This is a genomic window from Chryseobacterium hilariae (assembly GCF_051400735.1).
Classification (GTDB): domain Bacteria; phylum Bacteroidota; class Bacteroidia; order Flavobacteriales; family Weeksellaceae; genus Chryseobacterium.
This window is the reverse complement of the sequence record NZ_JBLFFJ010000002.1, coordinates 544375-562938: the sequence shown is the minus strand read 5'-3', so window position 1 is coordinate 562938 and position 18564 is coordinate 544375. Positions and strand designations below refer to the sequence as shown.

At 37.6% G+C, this 18564-nt stretch carries 19 protein-coding genes; 6 read left to right on the top strand and 13 right to left on the bottom strand.

The window, feature by feature from the left end:
• Nucleotides 1–6 precede the first annotated feature (6 nt).
• Both ACMGDK_RS09315 and ACMGDK_RS09310 read left to right on the top strand, forming a co-directional pair.
• Nucleotides 7–933 carry a DUF3078 domain-containing protein gene (locus ACMGDK_RS09315; RefSeq protein WP_436807681.1) on the top strand — a complete coding sequence of 309 codons (927 nt, stop codon included), beginning with the start codon at nucleotides 7–9 and terminating at the stop codon, nucleotides 931–933.
• Between the two features lie 225 nt (nucleotides 934–1158).
• Nucleotides 1159–2079, top strand: coding sequence for a DUF3078 domain-containing protein (locus ACMGDK_RS09310; RefSeq protein WP_436807680.1), 921 nt, complete (start codon nucleotides 1159–1161; stop codon nucleotides 2077–2079).
• A gap of 70 nt (nucleotides 2080–2149) precedes the next feature.
• Here ACMGDK_RS09310 and sufD read toward each other — a convergent pair whose 3' ends face one another.
• The 5 genes from sufD to ACMGDK_RS09285 all read right to left on the bottom strand — a co-directional run bounded on the left by sufD (nucleotide 2150) and on the right by ACMGDK_RS09285 (nucleotide 6700).
• The gene (gene sufD, locus ACMGDK_RS09305; protein ID WP_436807719.1) at nucleotides 2150–3457 is read right to left on the bottom strand and encodes a Fe-S cluster assembly protein SufD; all 1308 of its coding nucleotides are present in this window, start codon (nucleotides 3455–3457) and stop codon (nucleotides 2150–2152) included.
• 117 nt (nucleotides 3458–3574) lie between these two features.
• The gene (gene sufC / locus ACMGDK_RS09300; protein WP_436807679.1) at nucleotides 3575–4318 is read right to left on the bottom strand and encodes a Fe-S cluster assembly ATPase SufC; all 744 of its coding nucleotides are present in this window, start codon (nucleotides 4316–4318) and stop codon (nucleotides 3575–3577) included.
• Between the two features lie 18 nt (nucleotides 4319–4336).
• Entirely contained in the window at nucleotides 4337–4840 is a 504-nt protein-coding gene (locus tag ACMGDK_RS09295; protein WP_436807678.1) for a GNAT family N-acetyltransferase, read from the bottom strand.
• Between the two features lie 7 nt (nucleotides 4841–4847).
• On the bottom strand, nucleotides 4848–6296 hold the full coding sequence (gene sufB / locus ACMGDK_RS09290) for a Fe-S cluster assembly protein SufB (protein WP_436807677.1): 1449 nt from the start codon (nucleotides 6294–6296) through the stop codon (nucleotides 4848–4850).
• A gap of 74 nt (nucleotides 6297–6370) precedes the next feature.
• Nucleotides 6371–6700, bottom strand: coding sequence for a HesB/IscA family protein (locus tag ACMGDK_RS09285; RefSeq protein ID WP_436807676.1), 330 nt, complete (start codon nucleotides 6698–6700; stop codon nucleotides 6371–6373).
• Nucleotides 6701–6845: 145 nt separating this feature from the next.
• Between ACMGDK_RS09285 and ACMGDK_RS09280 the strand changes: the two genes are divergently transcribed.
• Nucleotides 6846–7688: a GLPGLI family protein gene (locus ACMGDK_RS09280; protein WP_436807675.1), complete on the top strand. Its 843-nt coding sequence runs from the start codon at nucleotides 6846–6848 to the stop codon at nucleotides 7686–7688.
• 53 nt (nucleotides 7689–7741) lie between these two features.
• Here ACMGDK_RS09280 and ypfJ read toward each other — a convergent pair whose 3' ends face one another.
• The gene (ypfJ, locus tag ACMGDK_RS09275; protein WP_436807674.1) at nucleotides 7742–8599 is read right to left on the bottom strand and encodes a KPN_02809 family neutral zinc metallopeptidase; all 858 of its coding nucleotides are present in this window, start codon (nucleotides 8597–8599) and stop codon (nucleotides 7742–7744) included.
• A 77-nt stretch (nucleotides 8600–8676) separates the two neighbouring features.
• Between ypfJ and ACMGDK_RS09270 the strand changes: the two genes are divergently transcribed.
• From ACMGDK_RS09270 to ACMGDK_RS09260, 3 genes are read left to right on the top strand one after another with little or no spacing between them, the layout of a single operon-like run.
• A complete protein-coding gene (locus tag ACMGDK_RS09270; protein ID WP_436807673.1) occupies nucleotides 8677–8997 on the top strand; it encodes a hypothetical protein in 321 nt (106 codons plus the stop codon).
• Nucleotides 8997–9323 (top strand): hypothetical protein, encoded by a 327-nt coding sequence (locus ACMGDK_RS09265; RefSeq protein ID WP_116010323.1) that lies wholly within the window; start codon nucleotides 8997–8999, stop codon nucleotides 9321–9323. Before ACMGDK_RS09270 ends, ACMGDK_RS09265 begins: the two co-directional genes overlap by 1 nt.
• A gap of 3 nt (nucleotides 9324–9326) precedes the next feature.
• Entirely contained in the window at nucleotides 9327–10454 is a 1128-nt protein-coding gene (locus ACMGDK_RS09260; RefSeq protein WP_436807672.1) for a glutathionylspermidine synthase family protein, read from the top strand.
• Here ACMGDK_RS09260 and ACMGDK_RS09255 read toward each other — a convergent pair.
• From ACMGDK_RS09255 to ACMGDK_RS09225, 7 genes are all read right to left on the bottom strand, one after another.
• Nucleotides 10444–12522, bottom strand: coding sequence for an LTA synthase family protein (locus tag ACMGDK_RS09255; RefSeq protein WP_436807671.1), 2079 nt, complete (start codon nucleotides 12520–12522; stop codon nucleotides 10444–10446). The genes ACMGDK_RS09260 and ACMGDK_RS09255 overlap by 11 nt on opposite strands.
• A 223-nt stretch (nucleotides 12523–12745) precedes the next feature.
• Nucleotides 12746–13264, bottom strand: coding sequence for a 6,7-dimethyl-8-ribityllumazine synthase (gene ribH / locus ACMGDK_RS09250; protein WP_436807670.1), 519 nt, complete (start codon nucleotides 13262–13264; stop codon nucleotides 12746–12748).
• 3 nt (nucleotides 13265–13267) lie between these two features.
• Nucleotides 13268–13975, bottom strand: coding sequence for a YfgM family protein (locus ACMGDK_RS09245; RefSeq protein WP_436807669.1), 708 nt, complete (start codon nucleotides 13973–13975; stop codon nucleotides 13268–13270).
• A gap of 212 nt (nucleotides 13976–14187) precedes the next feature.
• On the bottom strand, nucleotides 14188–14724 hold the full coding sequence (locus ACMGDK_RS09240) for an adenine phosphoribosyltransferase (protein WP_436807668.1): 537 nt from the start codon (nucleotides 14722–14724) through the stop codon (nucleotides 14188–14190).
• 3 nt (nucleotides 14725–14727) lie between these two features.
• Nucleotides 14728–15921 carry a hypothetical protein gene (locus ACMGDK_RS09235; RefSeq protein WP_436807667.1) on the bottom strand — a complete coding sequence of 398 codons (1194 nt, stop codon included), beginning with the start codon at nucleotides 15919–15921 and terminating at the stop codon, nucleotides 14728–14730.
• Nucleotides 15922–16058: 137 nt separating this feature from the next.
• Nucleotides 16059–17078: a hypothetical protein gene (locus tag ACMGDK_RS09230; RefSeq protein ID WP_436807666.1), complete on the bottom strand. Its 1020-nt coding sequence runs from the start codon at nucleotides 17076–17078 to the stop codon at nucleotides 16059–16061.
• A gap of 149 nt (nucleotides 17079–17227) precedes the next feature.
• Complete coding sequence (locus ACMGDK_RS09225; RefSeq protein ID WP_111954287.1) at nucleotides 17228–18559, bottom strand: quinol:cytochrome C oxidoreductase; 1332 nt, start codon at nucleotides 18557–18559, stop codon at nucleotides 17228–17230.
• Nucleotides 18560–18564 lie beyond the last annotated feature (5 nt).

Sequence of the window (18564 nt, the reverse complement as noted above, 5' to 3'; positions counted from 1 at the left end):
AAAATAATGAAGAAGTTTTTATTGATTCTTTCCTTTTCTATAGGGATTTATGCAAGTGCACAAGAAGAATTGAAAAGAGATTCAGTAGTTGTAGATACAGTAAAATCCTGGTTGGTATTAGGAAAAAATACTCTGATGATCAATCAGGCCGCCTTTTCAAACTGGGTGGGCGGAGGAGCCAACAATGTAGGATGGCTTGCCGGGGTGAATTACAATCTTACTTATGAAAAAGACAATGATCTGTGGGAAAATATTATTGTCTTGGATTATGGGCAAAATGATACTAAAGGACTTGGAGTGAGGAAAACACAGGATGTCATTAATATATCCACCAACTATGGGCGTAAATTTTCTGAAAGCTGGTATTTTTCTTCAGGAGCCGGGTTGCAATCACAGTTTACTACAGGTTATGAAGACGGAAACAATCCGGCCGCTAAAAAAATCTCCAATTTTATGGCTCCCGGTTATCTGAACCTCGGTATGGGTATCACGTACAGGCCTAATGATAATCTTACGGTAACCATGCGCCCTATCAACGCCAGATGGACTTTCGTCCTGGATAAAGACTTGCGGTTTGCAGGAAGTTACGGTTTGAAAAATGACGGTGATACTTCACTTTTGCAGTTCGGTTTCCTTGGAACAGCTTTATACAAAGTAAAACTGATGGATAATGTTCATATAACCAATACCGCCTCTGTATTCTCCAATTATCTGGATCATCCGGAACGGTTGGTTCTTGCTTACGGTGCTGTTGTGAACTTTAAAGTGAATAAATTTATATCATCTAATATCACGGTAGATCTGCTTTATGACCACAATCAGGTCCAGAAAACTCAGCTGAAGCAAACGCTTGGGATAGGATTTGCCTATATTTTGAATAATGGTGTAAAACGTTCTGACCGTAAAGACAGCCAATGGTGGATAAAAAAATAAATTAAATTCATTCGACATGCAAGCGATTGAATATGAGCGTTGTTTTTTGCCCAGCAGACATATTTTAAGTAGAGATAAGTTCATTTTTGTTTTTTCAAGCCTTGTTTCGAAGATCTATTTTGCCGTTTTTTTAATGCAGCGAATACTAATTTAATATTTCAAATTTGAGTGGTTATTTTTTTAGCAAAAATTATATGTATATTTTTGTGATGAAAATACTTACTTATGAAAAAACTTTTATTGGCCGCTTCTATTTCCGTCGGAGTCGCCACAATGGCTCAGGAAGTCAAAACCGATGCTGTAGCAGCAGATACCGTAAAAGCATGGTCTGTCCATGGACAGAATACATTGATGCTTAACCAGGCTGCTTTCTCAAACTGGGTTGGCGGAGGTGCTAACAATGTTGGATGGCTTGCCGGAGTTAATTATAATCTTACTTATGAAAAGGGTAAGGATCTCTGGGAGAATATCATTATCCTGGGTTACGGGCAGAATAATACAAAAGGTATCGGAACCAGAAAGACACAGGACGTAATCAACCTGTCGACTAATTATGGGCGTGAATTTGCTAAAAACTGGTACCTTTCAGGAGGAATAGGCCTTCAGACCCAGTTTGCCGGAGGTTACGAGGATGGGAATAATCCTGATGCTAAAAAGATCTCCAATTTTATGGCTCCGGGATATCTTAATATCGGTGCCGGTGTTACATATCGTCCCAATGACAACTTTACAATGACGCTTCGTCCTGCCAATGCCAGGTGGACGTTTGTTCTGGATGAAGATCTTCAGACCGCAGGAACTTATGGACTTAAAAATGACGGAGATTCTTCTCTGTTCCAGTTCGGTTTCCTGGGTACAGCTATATATAAGATCAAGATCATGGAAAATATCAATTTGACCAATACTGCATCAGTATTTTCGAACTATCTTGACCATCCTGATCATTTGGTACTTGGGTACAGCGGAATCCTTAATATGAAGATCAACAAGTTCATTTCAACGAATATTACGCTGGATTTGTTGTATGACCACAACCAAATCCAAAAAACGCAGCTTAAGCAGACTTTAGGTGTGGGATTTGCGTATAATATTGATAATGGAAAGAAACGCTCCGATAAGAAAGATAATCAGTCCTGGCTGAAATAATTATAAACAGGATTTTAAAATAAAAAGCACTTCGAAATGAAGTGCTTTTTGGTATCAATTTATATTAGTCTTAAAATTCTATATCAACCTGAAGCTTTTCAGCTAAAAGTTTTGAGATTTTTTCTTTAAGCGGTTCAATATCAATGTTCTGCATTGCATCATTGGCAAAAGCATATAAAAGCAATGCCTGAGCTTCTTTCTTGGAAATCCCTCTTGCTCTTAAATAAAATAGTGCATCTTCATTAAGCTGGCCTACTGTACATCCGTGAGAACATTTTACGTCATCTGCGAAGATCTCCAATTGAGGCTTAGTATCAATAGTAGCACCTTCACTTAGCAATACATTGTTGTTCTGCTGGTAGGCATTGGTTTTCTGGGCAATTTTATCTACGAAAACCTTTCCGTTGAAAACGCCGTGTGCATTTCCATCGAAGATACCTTTGTAATTCTGGTAACTTTCACAGTTCGGGAAATTGTGGTGAACTGCTGTATGGTGATCCACCAGCTGATCTTTTCCAATGATTGTAATCCCGTTCATAAACGAATTGATATTGCTTCCGTTATGAATGAAATCCAGGTTGTTTCTTATCAGCTTTCCTCCGAAAGAAAAAGTATTTACAGTAGTTAAACTGTCTTTTTCCTGTCTTGCAAAAGTACTGTCAATCAGATATGATGTGTTATTGTCATTCTGAAGCTTATGCCAGTCTGCTTTTGCATTAGGATAGGTAAAAATCTCCGTCACAGAATTGGTCAGCACATAAGTACTGTCGAAATTATGATGACTTTCTATGATCTCTACTTTTGCTCCTTCATCTACAATCAATAAGTTTCTTGTATTATAGAATGTATTTTCTTCCTGATTTTGAGAGATGTAGAAAATGTGAATTGGTTTTTCGATCACTACATTTTTTGGAACTTTCAAAAAGAACCCGTATTTGCAGTAGGCAAGATTTAGGTTCGTGAAAGCAGTGTCCTTAGAAGCAATGGTATTGAAATACTTATCAAATACTTCTTTATGTTTTTCATCATTCAAAGCATAATTGAACGAAAGAAATTCTACATTTTCGATAGAAACTTTTGAAAGTTCCTTATGAAGTTTACCGTTCACAAAGACGATCCAGTCAAAATTTTCTTCACCCAAATGCAGCTGATCCAGCTGTTCTTTGGTAATATTATGACTTTCTTTAGGGAAAAAATTATAGTTTTTCTCTGTGATCTCTTTGATGCTGGTATATTTATATTCTTCGTCTTTTTTTGTCGGAAAACCTAAGTTTTCGAAATTCTGAAGAGCGGTTTTTCTATCTTCATCCAGAAATCTGTGACGAAGGCTCTTCAAAAATTCACCGTGATTGTCAATAATCTGATCGTATAAAGCCATTACTGATATTTCGGCCATCACACCTTATTTTATATATTTAAAAATAATAATATTTACTGCGGTTTTTCCGCATCTTCAGAAAGGATTGATAAAATCCCTGCTGAAAATAGTTTCTTCTTAGTTAAGAAGCCAGTCGTACCCTTTTTCTTCAAGCTCTAAAGCGAGAGATTTATCACCGGTTTTGATGATTTTTCCATTGGCAAGAACATGAACAAAGTCAGGCTGGATATAGTTGAGCAATCTCTGATAGTGGGTAATCAGAAGAACTGCATTTCCTTCATTTTTAAAGTGATTTACACCGTCTGCAACAATTCTTAACGCGTCAATATCTAATCCTGAATCCGTCTCATCAAGAATAGCCAGTTTAGGATTAAGCATCATCATCTGGAAGATCTCATTTCTTTTCTTTTCACCTCCGGAGAAACCTTCGTTAAGCGATCGTGAAAGGAAATCTTTTTTTATACCTAATTGCTCAGATTTTTCACGGATAAGGGCAAGCATTTCTTTTGCCGGCATTTCCTCCAATCCGTTTGCTTTTCTTGTTTCGTTTAAAGCAGCTTTAATGAAGTTCGTTACAGAAACTCCCGGAATTTCCACTGGATACTGGAAAGAAAGGAAGATCCCTTTATGTGCTCTGTCTTCGGGAGCATCTTCACTGATGTTCTCTCCTTGGAATAGAATTTCACCTTCCGTCACTTCATAATCTTCTTTTCCTGCAATGACAGAAGAAAGAGTAGATTTTCCAGCTCCGTTAGGCCCCATGATCGCATGAACTTCCCCTGGTTTTATTTCAAGATTGATACCTTTTAAAATTTCTGCGCCATCTTCAATTTTGGCGTGCAAGTTTTTTATTTCTAACATTTTTATTTGCTAAACAAATTATTTTTGAATTCTATATACTAAACTTTCAGGCTGACCGGGAACATCATTAAGCTTTCCTATACGCATCATACCTGCCTTTTCCAAAACTTTAACAGAAGCTATATTGTCAGGACGAACAATTCCAAATATCTCTTCTTTACTGATACTGATAAATCCAAATTCTATAGCTTTCTTTGTGAACTCTGTTGCATATCCTTTTCCCCATGCTTCCACAGCAAAGCGATATCCGAGATTTAGTTTTTCTTCCTTTCCATACATTTTATAGCTCAAGCCTCCAAAGCCAATAATACTCTTATTTTCTTTTGCTATAATGGTCCAGCCTCCAAAATTATATTGATCCCAATGTTCCTGTATCCTTTTGAATGTACCTTCTGCTTTTTCAATGTTCATTGGTCCACTTGGGTTATACAGATTGGTCTGTGGATCTCTGTTAATTTCAAAAAACCTTTCAAAATCATCATTTTCAGGTTTTCTTAAAATTAGGTTTTCTGTAGTTTCCATCCTCAAATTATCCAACAGAACCCTCAAGAGAGATCTCCAATAATTTCTGGGCCTCAATGGCAAATTCCATTGGAAGCTTATTCAATACTTCTTTACTGAAACCATTTACAATCAATGCAATAGCTCTTTCTGTGTCAATCCCTCTCTGGTTGCAGTAGAAGATCTGATCTTCTCCAATTTTTGAGGTGGTAGCTTCATGTTCCAGCTGGGCAGTAGGATCTTTGATTTCAATATAAGGGAAGGTATGCGCACCGCATTCATTACCCATCAACAGGGAATCACACTGGGAGAAGTTTCTTGCTCCTTTTGCAGAAGGCATTACTTTTACCAGTCCTCTGTATGAATTCTGAGATTTTCCTGCAGATATACCTTTTGAAATGATCGTAGATTTGGTGTTTTTCCCAATATGGATCATTTTTGTTCCTGTGTCTGCATATTGGTGATTGTTAGTTACTGCAATAGAGTAGAACTCACCAATAGAGTTATCTCCTTTCAGGATACAAGACGGATATTTCCACGTTATGGCAGATCCTGTTTCGACCTGCGTCCAGGAGATTTTTGCATTTTTCTCGCAAAGCCCTCTTTTCGTAACAAAGTTGAATACACCACCTTTTCCTTCTTCATTCCCCGGATACCAGTTTTGAACAGTAGAATACTTAATCTCAGCATTATCCATTGCGATCAATTCAACAACTGCTGCGTGAAGCTGGTTTTCATCTCTTGATGGGGCAGTACAACCTTCAAGGTAAGATACATAACTTCCTTCATCAGCAATCACAAGCGTTCTTTCGAACTGGCCTGTTCCTGCCTGGTTGATACGGAAATAGGTAGAAAGCTCCATCGGGCATCTTACGCCTTTTGGAATATAGCAGAAACTTCCGTCAGAAAATACTGCGGAATTCAATGCTGAATAAAAATTGTCTCCTCTCGGAACTACTTTTCCAAGGTATTTTCTCACTAAATCTGGATGATTTTTAATAGCCTCCGAAATAGAGCAGAAAATAATTCCTTTTTCCATTAAGGTATCCTGGAAAGTGGTTTTCACAGAAACGGAATCTATTACGATATCTACTGCAACTCCTGAAAGTCTTTTTTGTTCTTCGATATTGATTCCTAATTTTGCAAAAGTGGCCAACAATTCAGGATCTACTTCATCTAAGCTCTCCAATTCAGGTTTAGCTTTCGGTGCAGCGTAATATTTAATAACCTGAAAATCAGGTTTTTCATATTTGATATTTGCCCAGGTTGGTTCTGTCATCTTCAGCCAGATTCTGAAAGATTCCAAACGCCATTCTGTCATCCATTCCGGCTCCTCTTTTTTCGCGGAGATCGCCCGGACGATATCTTCATTTAAACCGATTGGAAACTCTTCATAGTCTATCTTCGTTTCCCACCCGAATTCATATTTTTTATTTTCTAGATCGACTCTTAAATCGTCTTCAGTATATTTACTCATTGTTTTTTTTGATTTCAGATATTAGACTTAAAACATCAGAAATAGGTCTGATATCCAGTGTCTAATGTCTTTTTCTATAAAGAAAAACTCTCTCCACAACCACACGTTCTGGATGCATTAGGATTGTTGAAAACAAACCCCTTTCCGTTTAATCCTCCTGAGTATTCAAGAGTTGTTCCTGCTAAATAGAGGATAGATTTTTTATCTATAACAATTTTGATTTCATTATCTTCAAAAACCTGATCTGCATCTGTTTTTTTATTGTCGAAACCCAAAACATATTCTAAACCAGAGCATCCTCCACTTTTCACCCCTACTCTTATATAATCCTCAGCAGCGTTGAAACCATCCTCTGTCATCAGCTGAATGGCTTTTGTTTTTGCTTGATCTGATACTTTTATCATTGTATTTATTTAGAATGATTTAATTATGCAAAAATACGTACAATAATTAGGAAATAAAAATCGGGAATTTTATTTTATCGATTTTTATTATTGATGGCTTAACTTTGTTAACCTTTTGAAATCCAAACAATAAATTTATTCTATAATGAAAAAAATTGGCATCATTGCTTTAGCGCTGCTTATGCAGCATATTTCTGCACAGAACAACCGGTTTGTTTATCAGGTTACCATGAAACCGGATGCAGAAAATAAAAGCGATATAAAAACTGAAAATGCATATTTAGATATTTCCGCAGAAAAGTCTCTTTTTTATTCAGAAAACAGATACAAGAGAGATTCTATCCTGCAGAAAGCTTTCCAGGGTGGAGGAGGCAGAGGTTCCGTGAGCAGGGAGCAGATGGAAGGGGTGAGAACCAATATCAATTATTCTGTAGAAAAAGATAAGGCCAGCCAGAAAACATATTTTAAGGACAGAATAGGCAGAGACGTCTACGTTTATGAGGAAGATCGTCCTTTGAACTGGAAAATGTCTTCTGAAACAACGAAGATAGGAGATTATAAAGTTCAGAAAGCAACAACGGATTTTGCCGGAAGAATATGGACAGCCTGGTTTACTACAGATCTGCCTTATCAGGATGGACCGTATAAGTTTGGAGGGCTTCCGGGATTGATCGTGAAAGTAGAAGATGATAAAGGTGATTATTCTTTTGATTTAATGAAGAATTATAAAATTGCGGAAATCGTAACCTTGAACCAGTTTGGAAACACTTTGAAAGTAAAAAGATCTGATTACGTAAAGCAACAGGAAAAATATAAAACAGATCCAATGTCATTCATGCAGAGTGGCAGCGGGGGAGGTTTTCCTGCACCACCGAGAGCTGGCGGCGGAAGAGGAGGAAATCAAAATCCTGCTGATATGAGGAAGAGAATGGAAGAGAGAGTGAAAGAGGAAGCTAAGAAAAACAGCAACCCGATTGAACTGCAATAAAAAAATAACCCCTGGAGAATTTCTCAGGGGTTTTTAATTATATAAAGAAGGATTTATTTTAAAAGCTGGTTAAAAGTATCTCCCTGTTTGATGTCTCCGGTATTATACCCTTTCATAAACCATTCTTTACGCTGTGCAGATGATCCATGGGTAAAGCTCTCCTGGTTGACGTAACCCTGAGATCTTTTCTGGATATTATCATCACCTACGGCTTCAGCTGCTTCTATGGCAGACTGGATATCGCCCGGCTCCAGGATGTGTTCTCTGCTGTCTGTCTGTTTAGCCCAAACACCCGCATAGAAATCTGCCTGTAATTCTGTTGCTACGGAAACTCTGTTCATATCTGCTTCGGAATATCTTCCACTTCTTCTTAAAGCATCTACTTTCTGTGTAGTTCCTAAAAGAGTCTGCACATGGTGACCCATTTCGTGAGCCATTACATAAGCAATGGAAAATTCCGTAACCTGTGCACCAAATCTCTGTTGAAGCTCTTTAAAAAAGCTCATATCCATATATATTTTTTGATCTGCAGGACAGTAAAAAGGTCCCATTGCGGCTTCAGCTGTTCCGCAGCCGGATCGTGTGGTACTTTCAAATAACACCACTACGGCAGGTTGATATTGCATTCCGTTTTCAGCAAAAATTTTGGTCCAGGTCTGCTCATTTTCGGCAGTGACCATTCTTACAAATTCACGGATTTGAAGCTCATTGGCACTTAATTCTCTCTGTTCGGTGGGAGTAGAACTGCCTCCTCCGGAAGAAAGTAAAGATGAGGGGTCTCCGCCCAAAAAGAATATAATTGCAGCGATGATCAGGGTTCCCAATCCACCACCTACAAGAGCGCCTCCACCTCCGCCGCCGGATCCTCGTCGGTCGTCTACGTTGTCGCTTCTATCGTCTGTCCATTTCATAACAAATTTTTTTTGCCCTGTAAATTTAAAATAATATCATTACTAAATTACTACTTTTGTGAAAAATTACGGCCCACGTGAAAAAAATTAAACTTTGCCTGTTATCGGTTGGGATCATGGCACTTACAGCTTGTAAAAAAGAAAAGGAAGATGAAGTAAATAGTGTAGATAAGACTGGCTCTATTGAAACAGTATTATCTGTTGAGCACCTGGATACTGCAGATATTCTTATTACTAAACACAAGATATGGAAAGACAAAAAGCTTTTTAAAGAGATCATTAAAAAAGATACTATCCCTGGTTTGGGAGACACCCTTGTTGCTGGAAAAGACGGTGACGGCAATGACCATATTGCCAAAACGAAAAAAGACTATGAATTTTTTATAACGGTTCAATAATGAAAAAGTCCAGTTCTATAAAATTACTTTTCGTAACGGGTGTGTTGGCTGCCTGTTCCCAGGAAAAGCCGAAAGATCAAAAAGAAAAGAAAGTCTATATGAGGTCTGACACTACAGCTTCTTACACGAGAAGTCATGGTTTTTTGGCGGGAGTCCTTCTTTATCATGCGTTCAGACCGTATGGGGCTTACAGCTATGGATCTTATCAAAAGGCCGGTTATTACAGTGATGCCATAAGCAGCAAATCCAATATCGGAAGAAATAATTTCAAAGGAAATGTAGTAAGAGGGCAATTGGGAAGAAGCGGTTTTAGTGCCTCATCATAAGTTATGGAAAGAATTCAGTCACAGTTCAGGAAAAACTGGCAGCATAAACTAGAGAACTTAGGGTTTGGATATCATTCTCTGGATGGTCTTTATTGGGATGAAAGTCATTATTACCAGTTCAGCCCGGAGGAAATTAGTATAATAGAAAACGCGACTGCAGAACTCTGGCAGATGTGCCTGGAAGCGGTGGATCATATCATAGCGAAAAATCTTTGGGAAAAGTTCAATATTCCTGATTGGTTCCGGAATTATATTGTCACAAGCTGGGAAGAAGATCATCCTTCTATCTACGGGAGATTCGATTTTGGTTTTGACGGCAAAAATTTGAAATTACTGGAATTTAATGCTGATACGCCTACTTCGCTGTATGAAGGATCTGTGATCCAATGGTACTGGCTCCAGGAGTTGTTTCCATATAAAGATCAGTTTAATTCCATTCATGAAAAACTGGTGGGATACTGGAAGCATCTTAAAAATTATATGAACCCGCACCATATTTATTTTGCATCTCTTACCAATATTGAAGATGTCACCAATGCGGAATATATGCGTGATTGTGCTTCTCAGGCGGGATTTGATACAGAATTTATTCCTGTTCAGGATATCGGCTGGGCTGAGGATATTTCAGAATTCGTCGCCGGTGACCGGTCAATCATGGAGTATATTTTCAAGCTTTATCCTTATGAATGGATCCTTGCAGACGGTTTTGGAGAAAAGCTAGTGAAAAACGGTTTCAGATCCCAATGGATTGAACCTGCATGGAAAATTTTACTTTCTTCCAAAGCTCTTCTTCCGATCCTTTGGGAGATGTATCCCAATCATCCTTATCTGCTTGAGTCTTACTTTGAACCGAGACATCTGAAAGATTTTGCTAAAAAGCCTATCTATTCCAGAGAAGGGGCGAATGTAATCCTGCATAAAAATAATATTCCGGTGGAGGAAAATGACGGCGTGTACGGTAAAGAAGGTTTTATTTACCAGCAGCTATTTGATCTTCCCAATTTTGCTGGTAATTATCCGGTGATTGGCAGCTGGGTGATAGGACAGGAACCTGCCGGTATCGGGATCAGAGAAAGTGTTCATCTGATCACCAATAACCAGAGCCGTTTTGTTCCTCACCTTATCGGTTAAGTTTCTTCTCTTTTAGCCAGAATGAAGTGGACTGATAAGCAGAAACAGCATCATTGACCAGTTTCTGCTCAGGATTCTTCATCAGTTTTTCATGATAATAAAGCTTGAATTCAGGAGCAAGGCTGCTGGATTCAAGCTGTAAAGAATACTGTTTTATCTTTTTAATGGGTGAAATGATCGTTAGATACCCGTCTTTTACAAAACCAAGATCCTGATATGTTGCAATATATGCTTTTGGCTGGAATTCTTTTTTGAAGACATCCTGGCCAAGGAATTTAGATGTATAATTGAAGTTCAAAAGCCCGAACAAAGTAGGCATGATATCGATCTGAGACATCAGCTTGTCAAACTTCTGAGGCTGTATGAAATCTTCTGAAAAAATCATTGCCGGAATTCTGTATTTGTCCATTGGAAGTTCTGTTTTGCCTGCACTGGATGCACAATGGTCGGCAATGATTACGAAGACCGTATTTTTATACCAATCCTGTTTTTTAGCCATTTCAAAGAATTTTCTAAGTGCATAATCGGTATATTTTACACCACCGTCGCGGGATTTTGCCGTTCCAGGAATATCAATCCTTCCATCAGGATAGGTAAAAGGCCTGTGATTGGAAACGGTCATCCAATGATTAAAAAACGGCTTTCCGGATTTGGCCTCAGCATTCATGGTTTGGATTGCTTTTTTTGCCATATCTTCATCGGCAACGCCCCAGACATTGGCAAAGGTGATTTCTTCGGGTTTAAAATTGTTTCTGTCTACGATATCATACCCATTTCCAGTAAAGAAATCCTGCATATTATCGAAATAGCTGTAACCTCCGTACAGAAATTTCACATCATATCCTTTGGATTTGAATACGCTTCCCGTCGTGAATTTATTTTTGTTATCGTCTCTTTTGATGACACTTTCTCCTGCAGTAGGAGGAATGCATAGTGTTAAGGCTTCAAGTCCTCTTACGGTTCTGTTTCCGGTAGCATAAAGATTGGTAAACATCATCGAGCGGTCTGCCAGGCTATCCAGGAAAGGAGTAATCTTTAAAGTGCCTCCATAATGTTTCATGAAATCTGCGGATAAGCTTTCAATAGAGATCAGAACTACATTTTTCTTTAGTTCCGGCTGTTCAGAAATCACATTTCTTGATAATGTGGGTTCGGCAAACTGGCCTAAAAAGTTTTTTTCAGCTTCCTGCTGACTTATCTGCGGGTAAAACTGGAAATAATCCAGCTCATTATGGGTAAAGGCCCAATAAAATTTTGGAAGTCCGTTACTTTCAATCTCATCGGCAAAAACATTGTCTGACCTGATCTGCATTAATGAAGATACTCCCAAAAGACTGATGCCGGCCAGAACCGTAAACGTTCCCAGCAATATCATTTTCTGTTTAAAATTTGGCAGCTCTAAAAGTTCATCTTTTGTTTTTTTGTAAATAAACCATGTAACTGCTAAAGTGGCAATAAGAATAGCCAAAAACAAAGGAATAACAGGATAGCTTTCCATGATGTTTCCGATAACCTCATTGGTATATATCAAATAATCTACAGCGATAAAATTATAACGTACTCCAAATTCATTATAGAAGAAATATTCACTTACGGCATTAAAGATGATGATGAGGACATATAATAATAACGTGATAAAATAGAATACATTACGAATCTTTATCCTTTTTGAAGGTAGGAAAAGCATCAGACCAAAGAAAATAGTTTTCATTGCTACAAAAGCGAGAACTACTTCTGAAACGGAACCACCATACTGATCAAAAATATTGTTTGGAATGAGCAGAATGTACAGAAAAAACAGGATCAGAGCTCCAAAAATAATAAATCCGTACGGCTTTTTATATTTGGAATTTGACAGGAATAAAAAGTAAACGGCCAATAATGTACTGGCTAAAGTGAAAACAAAAATATCATTCAGCAGACCGATGGATAAGACTTTAATAATTTCAAAAAAACCAAAGCTGGAGGTTGTAATAGGGTGGAGTAGAAAAACGATCCTTAGTATTAATGAAATGATCAGATAGAAAATCCCTAAATATAGGAATGGTTTTATTTTGCTTTGAAACATGTACAATAAGTCTGAGTTAACTCGCGCAAAGATAGTTTTTGTATATAACTTTTAGATATAAAAAGTGGAAATATGATATTTCTTATGTTTTTTTTGAATTATTATCAAAAATTTAAGTTATTCTGTAATTTGGGAAAGGAGGGCAAAAGGGTGATGGAATGTGGTATGTCAATAAAAAAGGACTATTAAAAATAGTCCTGTATACTGTTAATGTGTATTAAAATTAAGAGTGCCCGAAACCGATGTTTCCTTTTTTGTCAGAAAGATTCTTTTTGAAATCAATCATTCTGAGGGCTGTTACAGCTGCTTCTACGCCTTTGTTTCCTAAGTCTCCACCGCTTCTGGCCATAGACTGTTCTTTATTGTCATCGGTCAGAACACAGAAAATAGTAGGTGTATCCGTTAAGACATTGCAGTCTTTGATTCCCTGTGCTACCGCAGAACATACAAAATCAAAGTGAGGCGTTTCGCCGCGGATTACACACCCAATAGCAATTACTGCGTCGTATTTTCTTTCTTTGCAGAGCTGCATGCTTGCATAGTTCAGCTCAAAAGCGCCCGGAACCGGAAAAAGCTTAACGTTTTCTGGTTTTACCCCTTCTTTTTCAAGAATTTCAAGGGCTGCATCACGAAGATTGTAAGTTACAAAATCATTCCACTCAGAAAAAACAATGCCGATAGAAAAATCTTCGGCATTTGTTATATGAAGTGGCTTGTAATCGGAAAGATTAACTGTTGCCATTTTTTAAAAGTATTTAGTCATTTCAATATAAGAATCAGACATTCCGTTATCATAGTCCTGATATTTCTCATCAATTGCAGAGAAGTATTTTTTAGCTTCTGCTTTTTTCTTTAATCCTAATGCTACAATACCTGCTTTTCTTGTAAAATAGTAAGTGGTGTAAGGATCATCAGAAGCAGTTGAGGCTTTGTCTAATAAGGAAAGAGCTTCATCATTTTTATTAAGGCCTGATTTTGCATCTGCCATAGCACCGAACTTCAATGCCATTAATGTTTTGTTGTCAGATGAAAATTTATCTAAAAGATCGTAAGCTTCCTGGAATTTTCCTTCTTTGAATTTTAATAAACCTGCATTATAAGCAGAAAGTTCACCAACCTTCGTGTTTGAATATTCATTATATGTTCCTAAAAAACCTGGATTAGCTGCTGATTTTCCGCCTAAAGCTTCTTTATCTTTGCCTTCTGTCTGTTTTTTCTGAGCAGCGAGGAAACTTTTTACAGCTTCAACATTCTTAGGAGCCACTACAAACTGTTTGTAAGCAAAGAATCCTAAAACACCCAAAACCAGTACCCCGAATACAATACCCAATTGCTTTGAATATTTCTCAAGGAATCTTTCAGTGTTTAAAGCCTCTCTGTCAAGGTCTTTAAAGAACTCAACCGTTTCTTTACCTTCTTGCTCATTTGGAGCATTCTTTCCCAATTTTGCCATAAATTCTTAAAAATTGAAATGCAAATTTAATTGTTTCTGAATGATTTACAAAATACTTTGACAGTATTATTAATGAAATGTTATAAAAGACTAATTTAAATCTTGATTTTACTTTAAATAGATGCTTCAACTTCGCTCAGCATGACTCTCTATTATATTTTATTTTTATAAATGGTGTCACACTGAGCGGAGTTGAAGTATTCTAATACAGGTTAGTATTCAAGGATGTTATAGATCTCTGCCCCGAATTTTTTCAGTTTTTCGTGGCCGTTCAAATCTTTCAGACCAATAAGAAAACTGAACTGTGAAACGGTTGCTCCCTGTTTTTCCACAAGTTTGGCCGCGGCTTCGGTAGTTCCTCCTGTTGCTAATAAATCGTCATGGATAAGGACTCTTTGCCCTGGCTTGATTTGCCCTTCACGGGTTTCAATGACAGCACTTCCGTATTCAAGATCATATTTTTCTGAAGCCACTGGTGGCGGAAGCTTGCCCTCTTTTCTGATTAAAATGAAAGGAACTTCCAGCGCTACTGCAATGGCAATTCCGAACAGGTAGCCTCTGCTTTCTATCCCGCAGACTGCATCTACTTTTCCTTTGCTGAAAGCGACAAGATCTGCAATGACATCCTCATAAAGCTTTGGGTCCAGAAAAATGGGCGAGATATCCTTGAATTGAATTCCGGGAATAGGAAAATCAGGGAAATTCTCAATTGTTTCTTCCAGTTTTTTGATCAGTTCTTGTGAAGCCATTAATTATGGGTTTATTTTATAGCTGGAAATTTTCCAGTCTCCATTTACATTTTTAAGTCCGAAAGTTACCTTTAAGGAAGTTGTTTTTCCGTTCTTATCCGTTACGTCGTAGGTTGCATTTACACTTGCGCTGCTAGGATTGCTTGCATTGGTTGTAATGTTTTTAACACTTACGTTTTTTACGGAGCCAAAACCTGAAGTTGGATTGGAGAACGATTCGTAGCTTCCCCAGCTAGGGTTGCTTGAAGTTTCATAGGCTGCCTTAAGGTTTTGAGAGCTTACACTGCTCAAGAACTTGCTTACTGTACCTTTAGGATCCGCTGCCGGCTGTTTAGGAGCAGCTGGTGTTGTGGTAGGTGCATTTGGATCTGCAGGTGTTGTGGCTGTAGGATTGTTTGGATCGATTACAGCGTTAGGATCCTGCGTTACAGCCGTTGAATCATTTTTAGGTACAGCAGGAACTTTTAAGGCTGACGGATTGACGTCTAGACCAATTTTAGACATCTTGAACGTCTTTGCTGTAGTTTTTACTGAAACGGTAATATCTATTTTATTGTCTACCACTTTTGCTGCAGGAATTGAAGAGAACTTTAAATTAAATCCTTTAAAATTATTGTCCTGCATCAGATTTTTCGCGGTAGAAAGTTTTACTCCATTACTGAATACCTCCAAAGTAGCTTCCAGCCCGGCTCCTGTAAATGAAACAGGGTTTCCTGAACCGTCTACAAGTCTCGGTATGATCTGAATAGCCGTAGGAGCTCCAGCTCCGTCATCGCCGATTGGCCTGGTGATAATGCTTAGTGAGCTTGCCTTTACATCATTCGCGTCGGTTTCTTTGGCTTTATCATCCCCAAAGATATTCATTTCTCCAAGAGAAGGTGGAGATGTGCTGGCCCATTCAATTCCGTTTTTCTGTGCAACTTCATCGGCCAATGCAAGGATTTCAGGCACTTTTTTTCCGTCGATAAGCTTTCCAAGCGCTTTAAGCTCTTCTACATCACCTTCTGCCTCTACACCAAAAGTCTTTAGGATATAAAGTGCTTCATTGAACTTGATCTGTTTAATGGTTGAAAGGCTGGAAGTCATGTCATTGATACTAGACTGCAGCGTTTTAGTATTCGTAGCATCTACATGATCCTTCTTGCATGCCGTAAATAGCAACAGACTGAGAACAAGTAGAAAAGAAAACTTTTTCATTTTATTTTGTTTATTGCAAATTTAATAAAACCTTTATTAATAGTGAGTTTTTATTTTTCTTTTGTTTCTTTTAGGTATAGCTTGTTCAGCGGATGGGAATATTGTTAGTAATATTTTCTAGCAATTCAGATAAAGGTTTAATTTTTGGCTTTATTCTGCTGCTCTTTCAAATCATCTTTGAAAAAGGAGCTGAAGATAGTCTGCATATTCGGGAAGGATGGTTCCTGCCAGTACCTGGTTTTGTAACTGCTGTTTTCCTTATCAAATTTCACTTTTTCTATATCGTCGTCGTTACTGAAATTAAGTTCTGCAGGATAAAAATTATTGTATAGAATAATTTGGTTGTAATTCGGTTCGCTTTTGTGTTTAAGTTTTACAAAAGCCACCTCATTGTACTCAAGGAAATCTTTCAGACCTTTCTCTGAATCTTTTTCAAAAGACATATTAAGTATGGTTCTGATATCATAGAATCTGAATCCAAATAAAGAAAACTCTTTCTCCTGAAGGGCGGCGCCGGTCACTTCTATCTGATCTTTACGGTCGCCTTTTAATTCTTTGATGGTATTTCTTTTGGTTTTATATTCTTCGGGATTTCCTACATTTTTGAGCTTCGGAAGCTGTAAAGAACTGCCGTAATCCCATGTTGAAGTTTCTTTCTTCTCATTTTTGACTGCTAATCTGAAGACTCTATATTGCTCAACATTTGTACTTTTCAGTTTTTTGGTTTTGTTATCAAAAATATAAGTAACGATTCCATCTGCGTAGCTGTTCAGTTTATTGTTTACCGTTACGTACGCATTGAAATTACCTTTGATAAGAATATATTTTGCAGGTTTTGTGTTCTTGATGACCACAGTTTCTATTTCTTTAACCTGATCATTGATTTTAATGACATCCTGGTTGAGTTCTGCAAAAGTGAGAAGTGCAACGGGAAAATTATTGTAAACTAATTGAAACTTTTCCTGAGCAGGGGATATTGCCTGTTTATCAATTTTACCGTCAATATCAGAAAAGGCGAGAATACTTCCGTCTTTTCCGAAGACTGAAACTTTAGGCAGGGGCTTATTCGTCTGTTCGGAAACGAAAGTTATGGTTTGTGCCCGCATAAGGCTAAACAGGAACATGAACAGGGCGAAGAGCAGATAATTTCTTTTCATAATAATATTTATTTATGGTTTAATCTTTATTATAAGACATACAAAATCTGAAATAGTTGCCTGAACAGCTTAAAAATGTTCACTTGTCTGCATAAAAAAAGACTGATCATTACAATCAGTCTTTTTTATTTTATTTCTGTTACAAGTCCTTAGAAAGGATACTCATAAATTTCAGATTCATGTAAGAATGGGTTTCCTGTAGGAATCAACTTTAATTTAGATAAAGCGCTTAATACAGTAAACATAAACAATCCTGCTACGAATAGAACAGCACCTGCTATTAATAGGAATACTTCAGGATTTTTCCAGTAAGGTCCTACCGTTCCAGGCATTACCATATTGAAGTAATCTAAAAGGTGACCTAAAATAACCACTACAGCCATAGTTGTTACTACTTTGTAGTTTCTCTTGATGCTGCTGCTTACTAATACCAATAAAGGCAATAGGAAGTTGATGATCAGCATTGGTAAGAACGTAGGTCCATAGTGCTGGAATCTTCCAAAGAAGTAGTTAACCTCTTCCGGAACGTTCGCATACCAGTAAAGCATAAACTGGGCAAACCATGTATATGTCCAAAGCATACTTGTAGCGAAAAGGAATACTCCTAGATCGTGTAAGTGGTTGTCATTGAACTGAGGTAAGAATCCGTTTTTCTTCAGGTAAACACTTAGAAGGATGATCACAGCGATTCCACTTGAAAGGCAGCTTACCATTGAATACCAGATATACATTGTAGAATACCAGTGAGGGTCAATAGACATCAACCAGTCCCAAGCCCAAGCAGCAGAAGCAAATCCGAAGAATGCAATATATCCTACTGCCCATCTGTAAAGCATCTGATAATCTACTTTAGATTTAGTTTCATCTACTTTCTTAGACTGAGCTTTAAGTTTCCATGCAAAGAAAGAAGCACCTACTACATAAATGATCGTTCTGATAGCATAGAAAGGAATGTTTAAGAATCTTTTCTTTTCAAATAGGATCACATCGAAATGTGCAGAATTAGGATCTGTCAATTCTGGATCCATCCAGTGGAATAAGTGGCCATTATGAGTGATATTCAATATCATCATAATAACCAGAATGGCACCACCATATGGGATATAAGAAGCAATAGCTTCCATTACTCTTGTAATAATAATAGGCCAACCTGCGTGTGCAGCATGCTGAATACAATAGAAAAACAATACAGCACAACTAACTCCAAAGAAAAAGACAGCTACAAAATGCAGCGATGCCAGAGGCTGGTTGTGAACCTGAAGCTCTGCGTGCTCTAAATGAGATGCATGGTCTTGAGGTCCTACCATTTCACTTGAGTGTGTAGGGGCAGTATGGCCGGCAGAATGAACTGCTTCCATCATGTGCTCTATTTTCTCAGTAGTCATTCCTTTATTCATAAAGAAACCGATAGCAAATAGAACTAAACCTACAACAAGAAGGATTATAGAAGTTGATTTTAATTTTGGTGAAAAACTATACATTTCTT

Coding starts and splice junctions, on each gene's coding strand:
- sufC (WP_436807679.1), bottom strand. CDS start 4,318: ATGTTAGAAATAAAAAACTTGCACGCCAAAATTGAAGATGGCGCAGAA.
- sufD (WP_436807719.1), bottom strand. CDS start 3,457: ATGGCTTTATACGATCAGATTATTGACAATCACGGTGAATTTTTGAAG.
- ACMGDK_RS09240 (WP_436807668.1), bottom strand. CDS start 14,724: ATGGCTTCACAAGAACTGATCAAAAAACTGGAAGAAACAATTGAGAAT.
- ACMGDK_RS09245 (WP_436807669.1), bottom strand. CDS start 13,975: ATGGCAAAATTGGGAAAGAATGCTCCAAATGAGCAAGAAGGTAAAGAA.
- ribH (WP_436807670.1), bottom strand. CDS start 13,264: ATGGCAACAGTTAATCTTTCCGATTACAAGCCACTTCATATAACAAAT.
- ACMGDK_RS09255 (WP_436807671.1), bottom strand. CDS start 12,522: ATGTTTCAAAGCAAAATAAAACCATTCCTATATTTAGGGATTTTCTAT.
- ACMGDK_RS09260 (WP_436807672.1), top strand. CDS start 9,327: ATGGAAAGAATTCAGTCACAGTTCAGGAAAAACTGGCAGCATAAACTA.
- ACMGDK_RS09265 (WP_116010323.1), top strand. CDS start 8,997: ATGAAAAAGTCCAGTTCTATAAAATTACTTTTCGTAACGGGTGTGTTG.
- ACMGDK_RS09315 (WP_436807681.1), top strand. CDS start 7: ATGAAGAAGTTTTTATTGATTCTTTCCTTTTCTATAGGGATTTATGCA.
- ACMGDK_RS09280 (WP_436807675.1), top strand. CDS start 6,846: ATGAAAAAAATTGGCATCATTGCTTTAGCGCTGCTTATGCAGCATATT.
- ACMGDK_RS09285 (WP_436807676.1), bottom strand. CDS start 6,700: ATGATAAAAGTATCAGATCAAGCAAAAACAAAAGCCATTCAGCTGATG.
- ACMGDK_RS09295 (WP_436807678.1), bottom strand. CDS start 4,840: ATGGAAACTACAGAAAACCTAATTTTAAGAAAACCTGAAAATGATGAT.
- ACMGDK_RS09225 (WP_111954287.1), bottom strand. CDS start 18,559: ATGTATAGTTTTTCACCAAAATTAAAATCAACTTCTATAATCCTTCTT.
- ACMGDK_RS09235 (WP_436807667.1), bottom strand. CDS start 15,921: ATGAAAAAGTTTTCTTTTCTACTTGTTCTCAGTCTGTTGCTATTTACG.
- sufB (WP_436807677.1), bottom strand. CDS start 6,296: ATGAGTAAATATACTGAAGACGATTTAAGAGTCGATCTAGAAAATAAA.
- ypfJ (WP_436807674.1), bottom strand. CDS start 8,599: ATGAAATGGACAGACGATAGAAGCGACAACGTAGACGACCGACGAGGA.
- ACMGDK_RS09230 (WP_436807666.1), bottom strand. CDS start 17,078: ATGAAAAGAAATTATCTGCTCTTCGCCCTGTTCATGTTCCTGTTTAGC.
- ACMGDK_RS09310 (WP_436807680.1), top strand. CDS start 1,159: ATGAAAAAACTTTTATTGGCCGCTTCTATTTCCGTCGGAGTCGCCACA.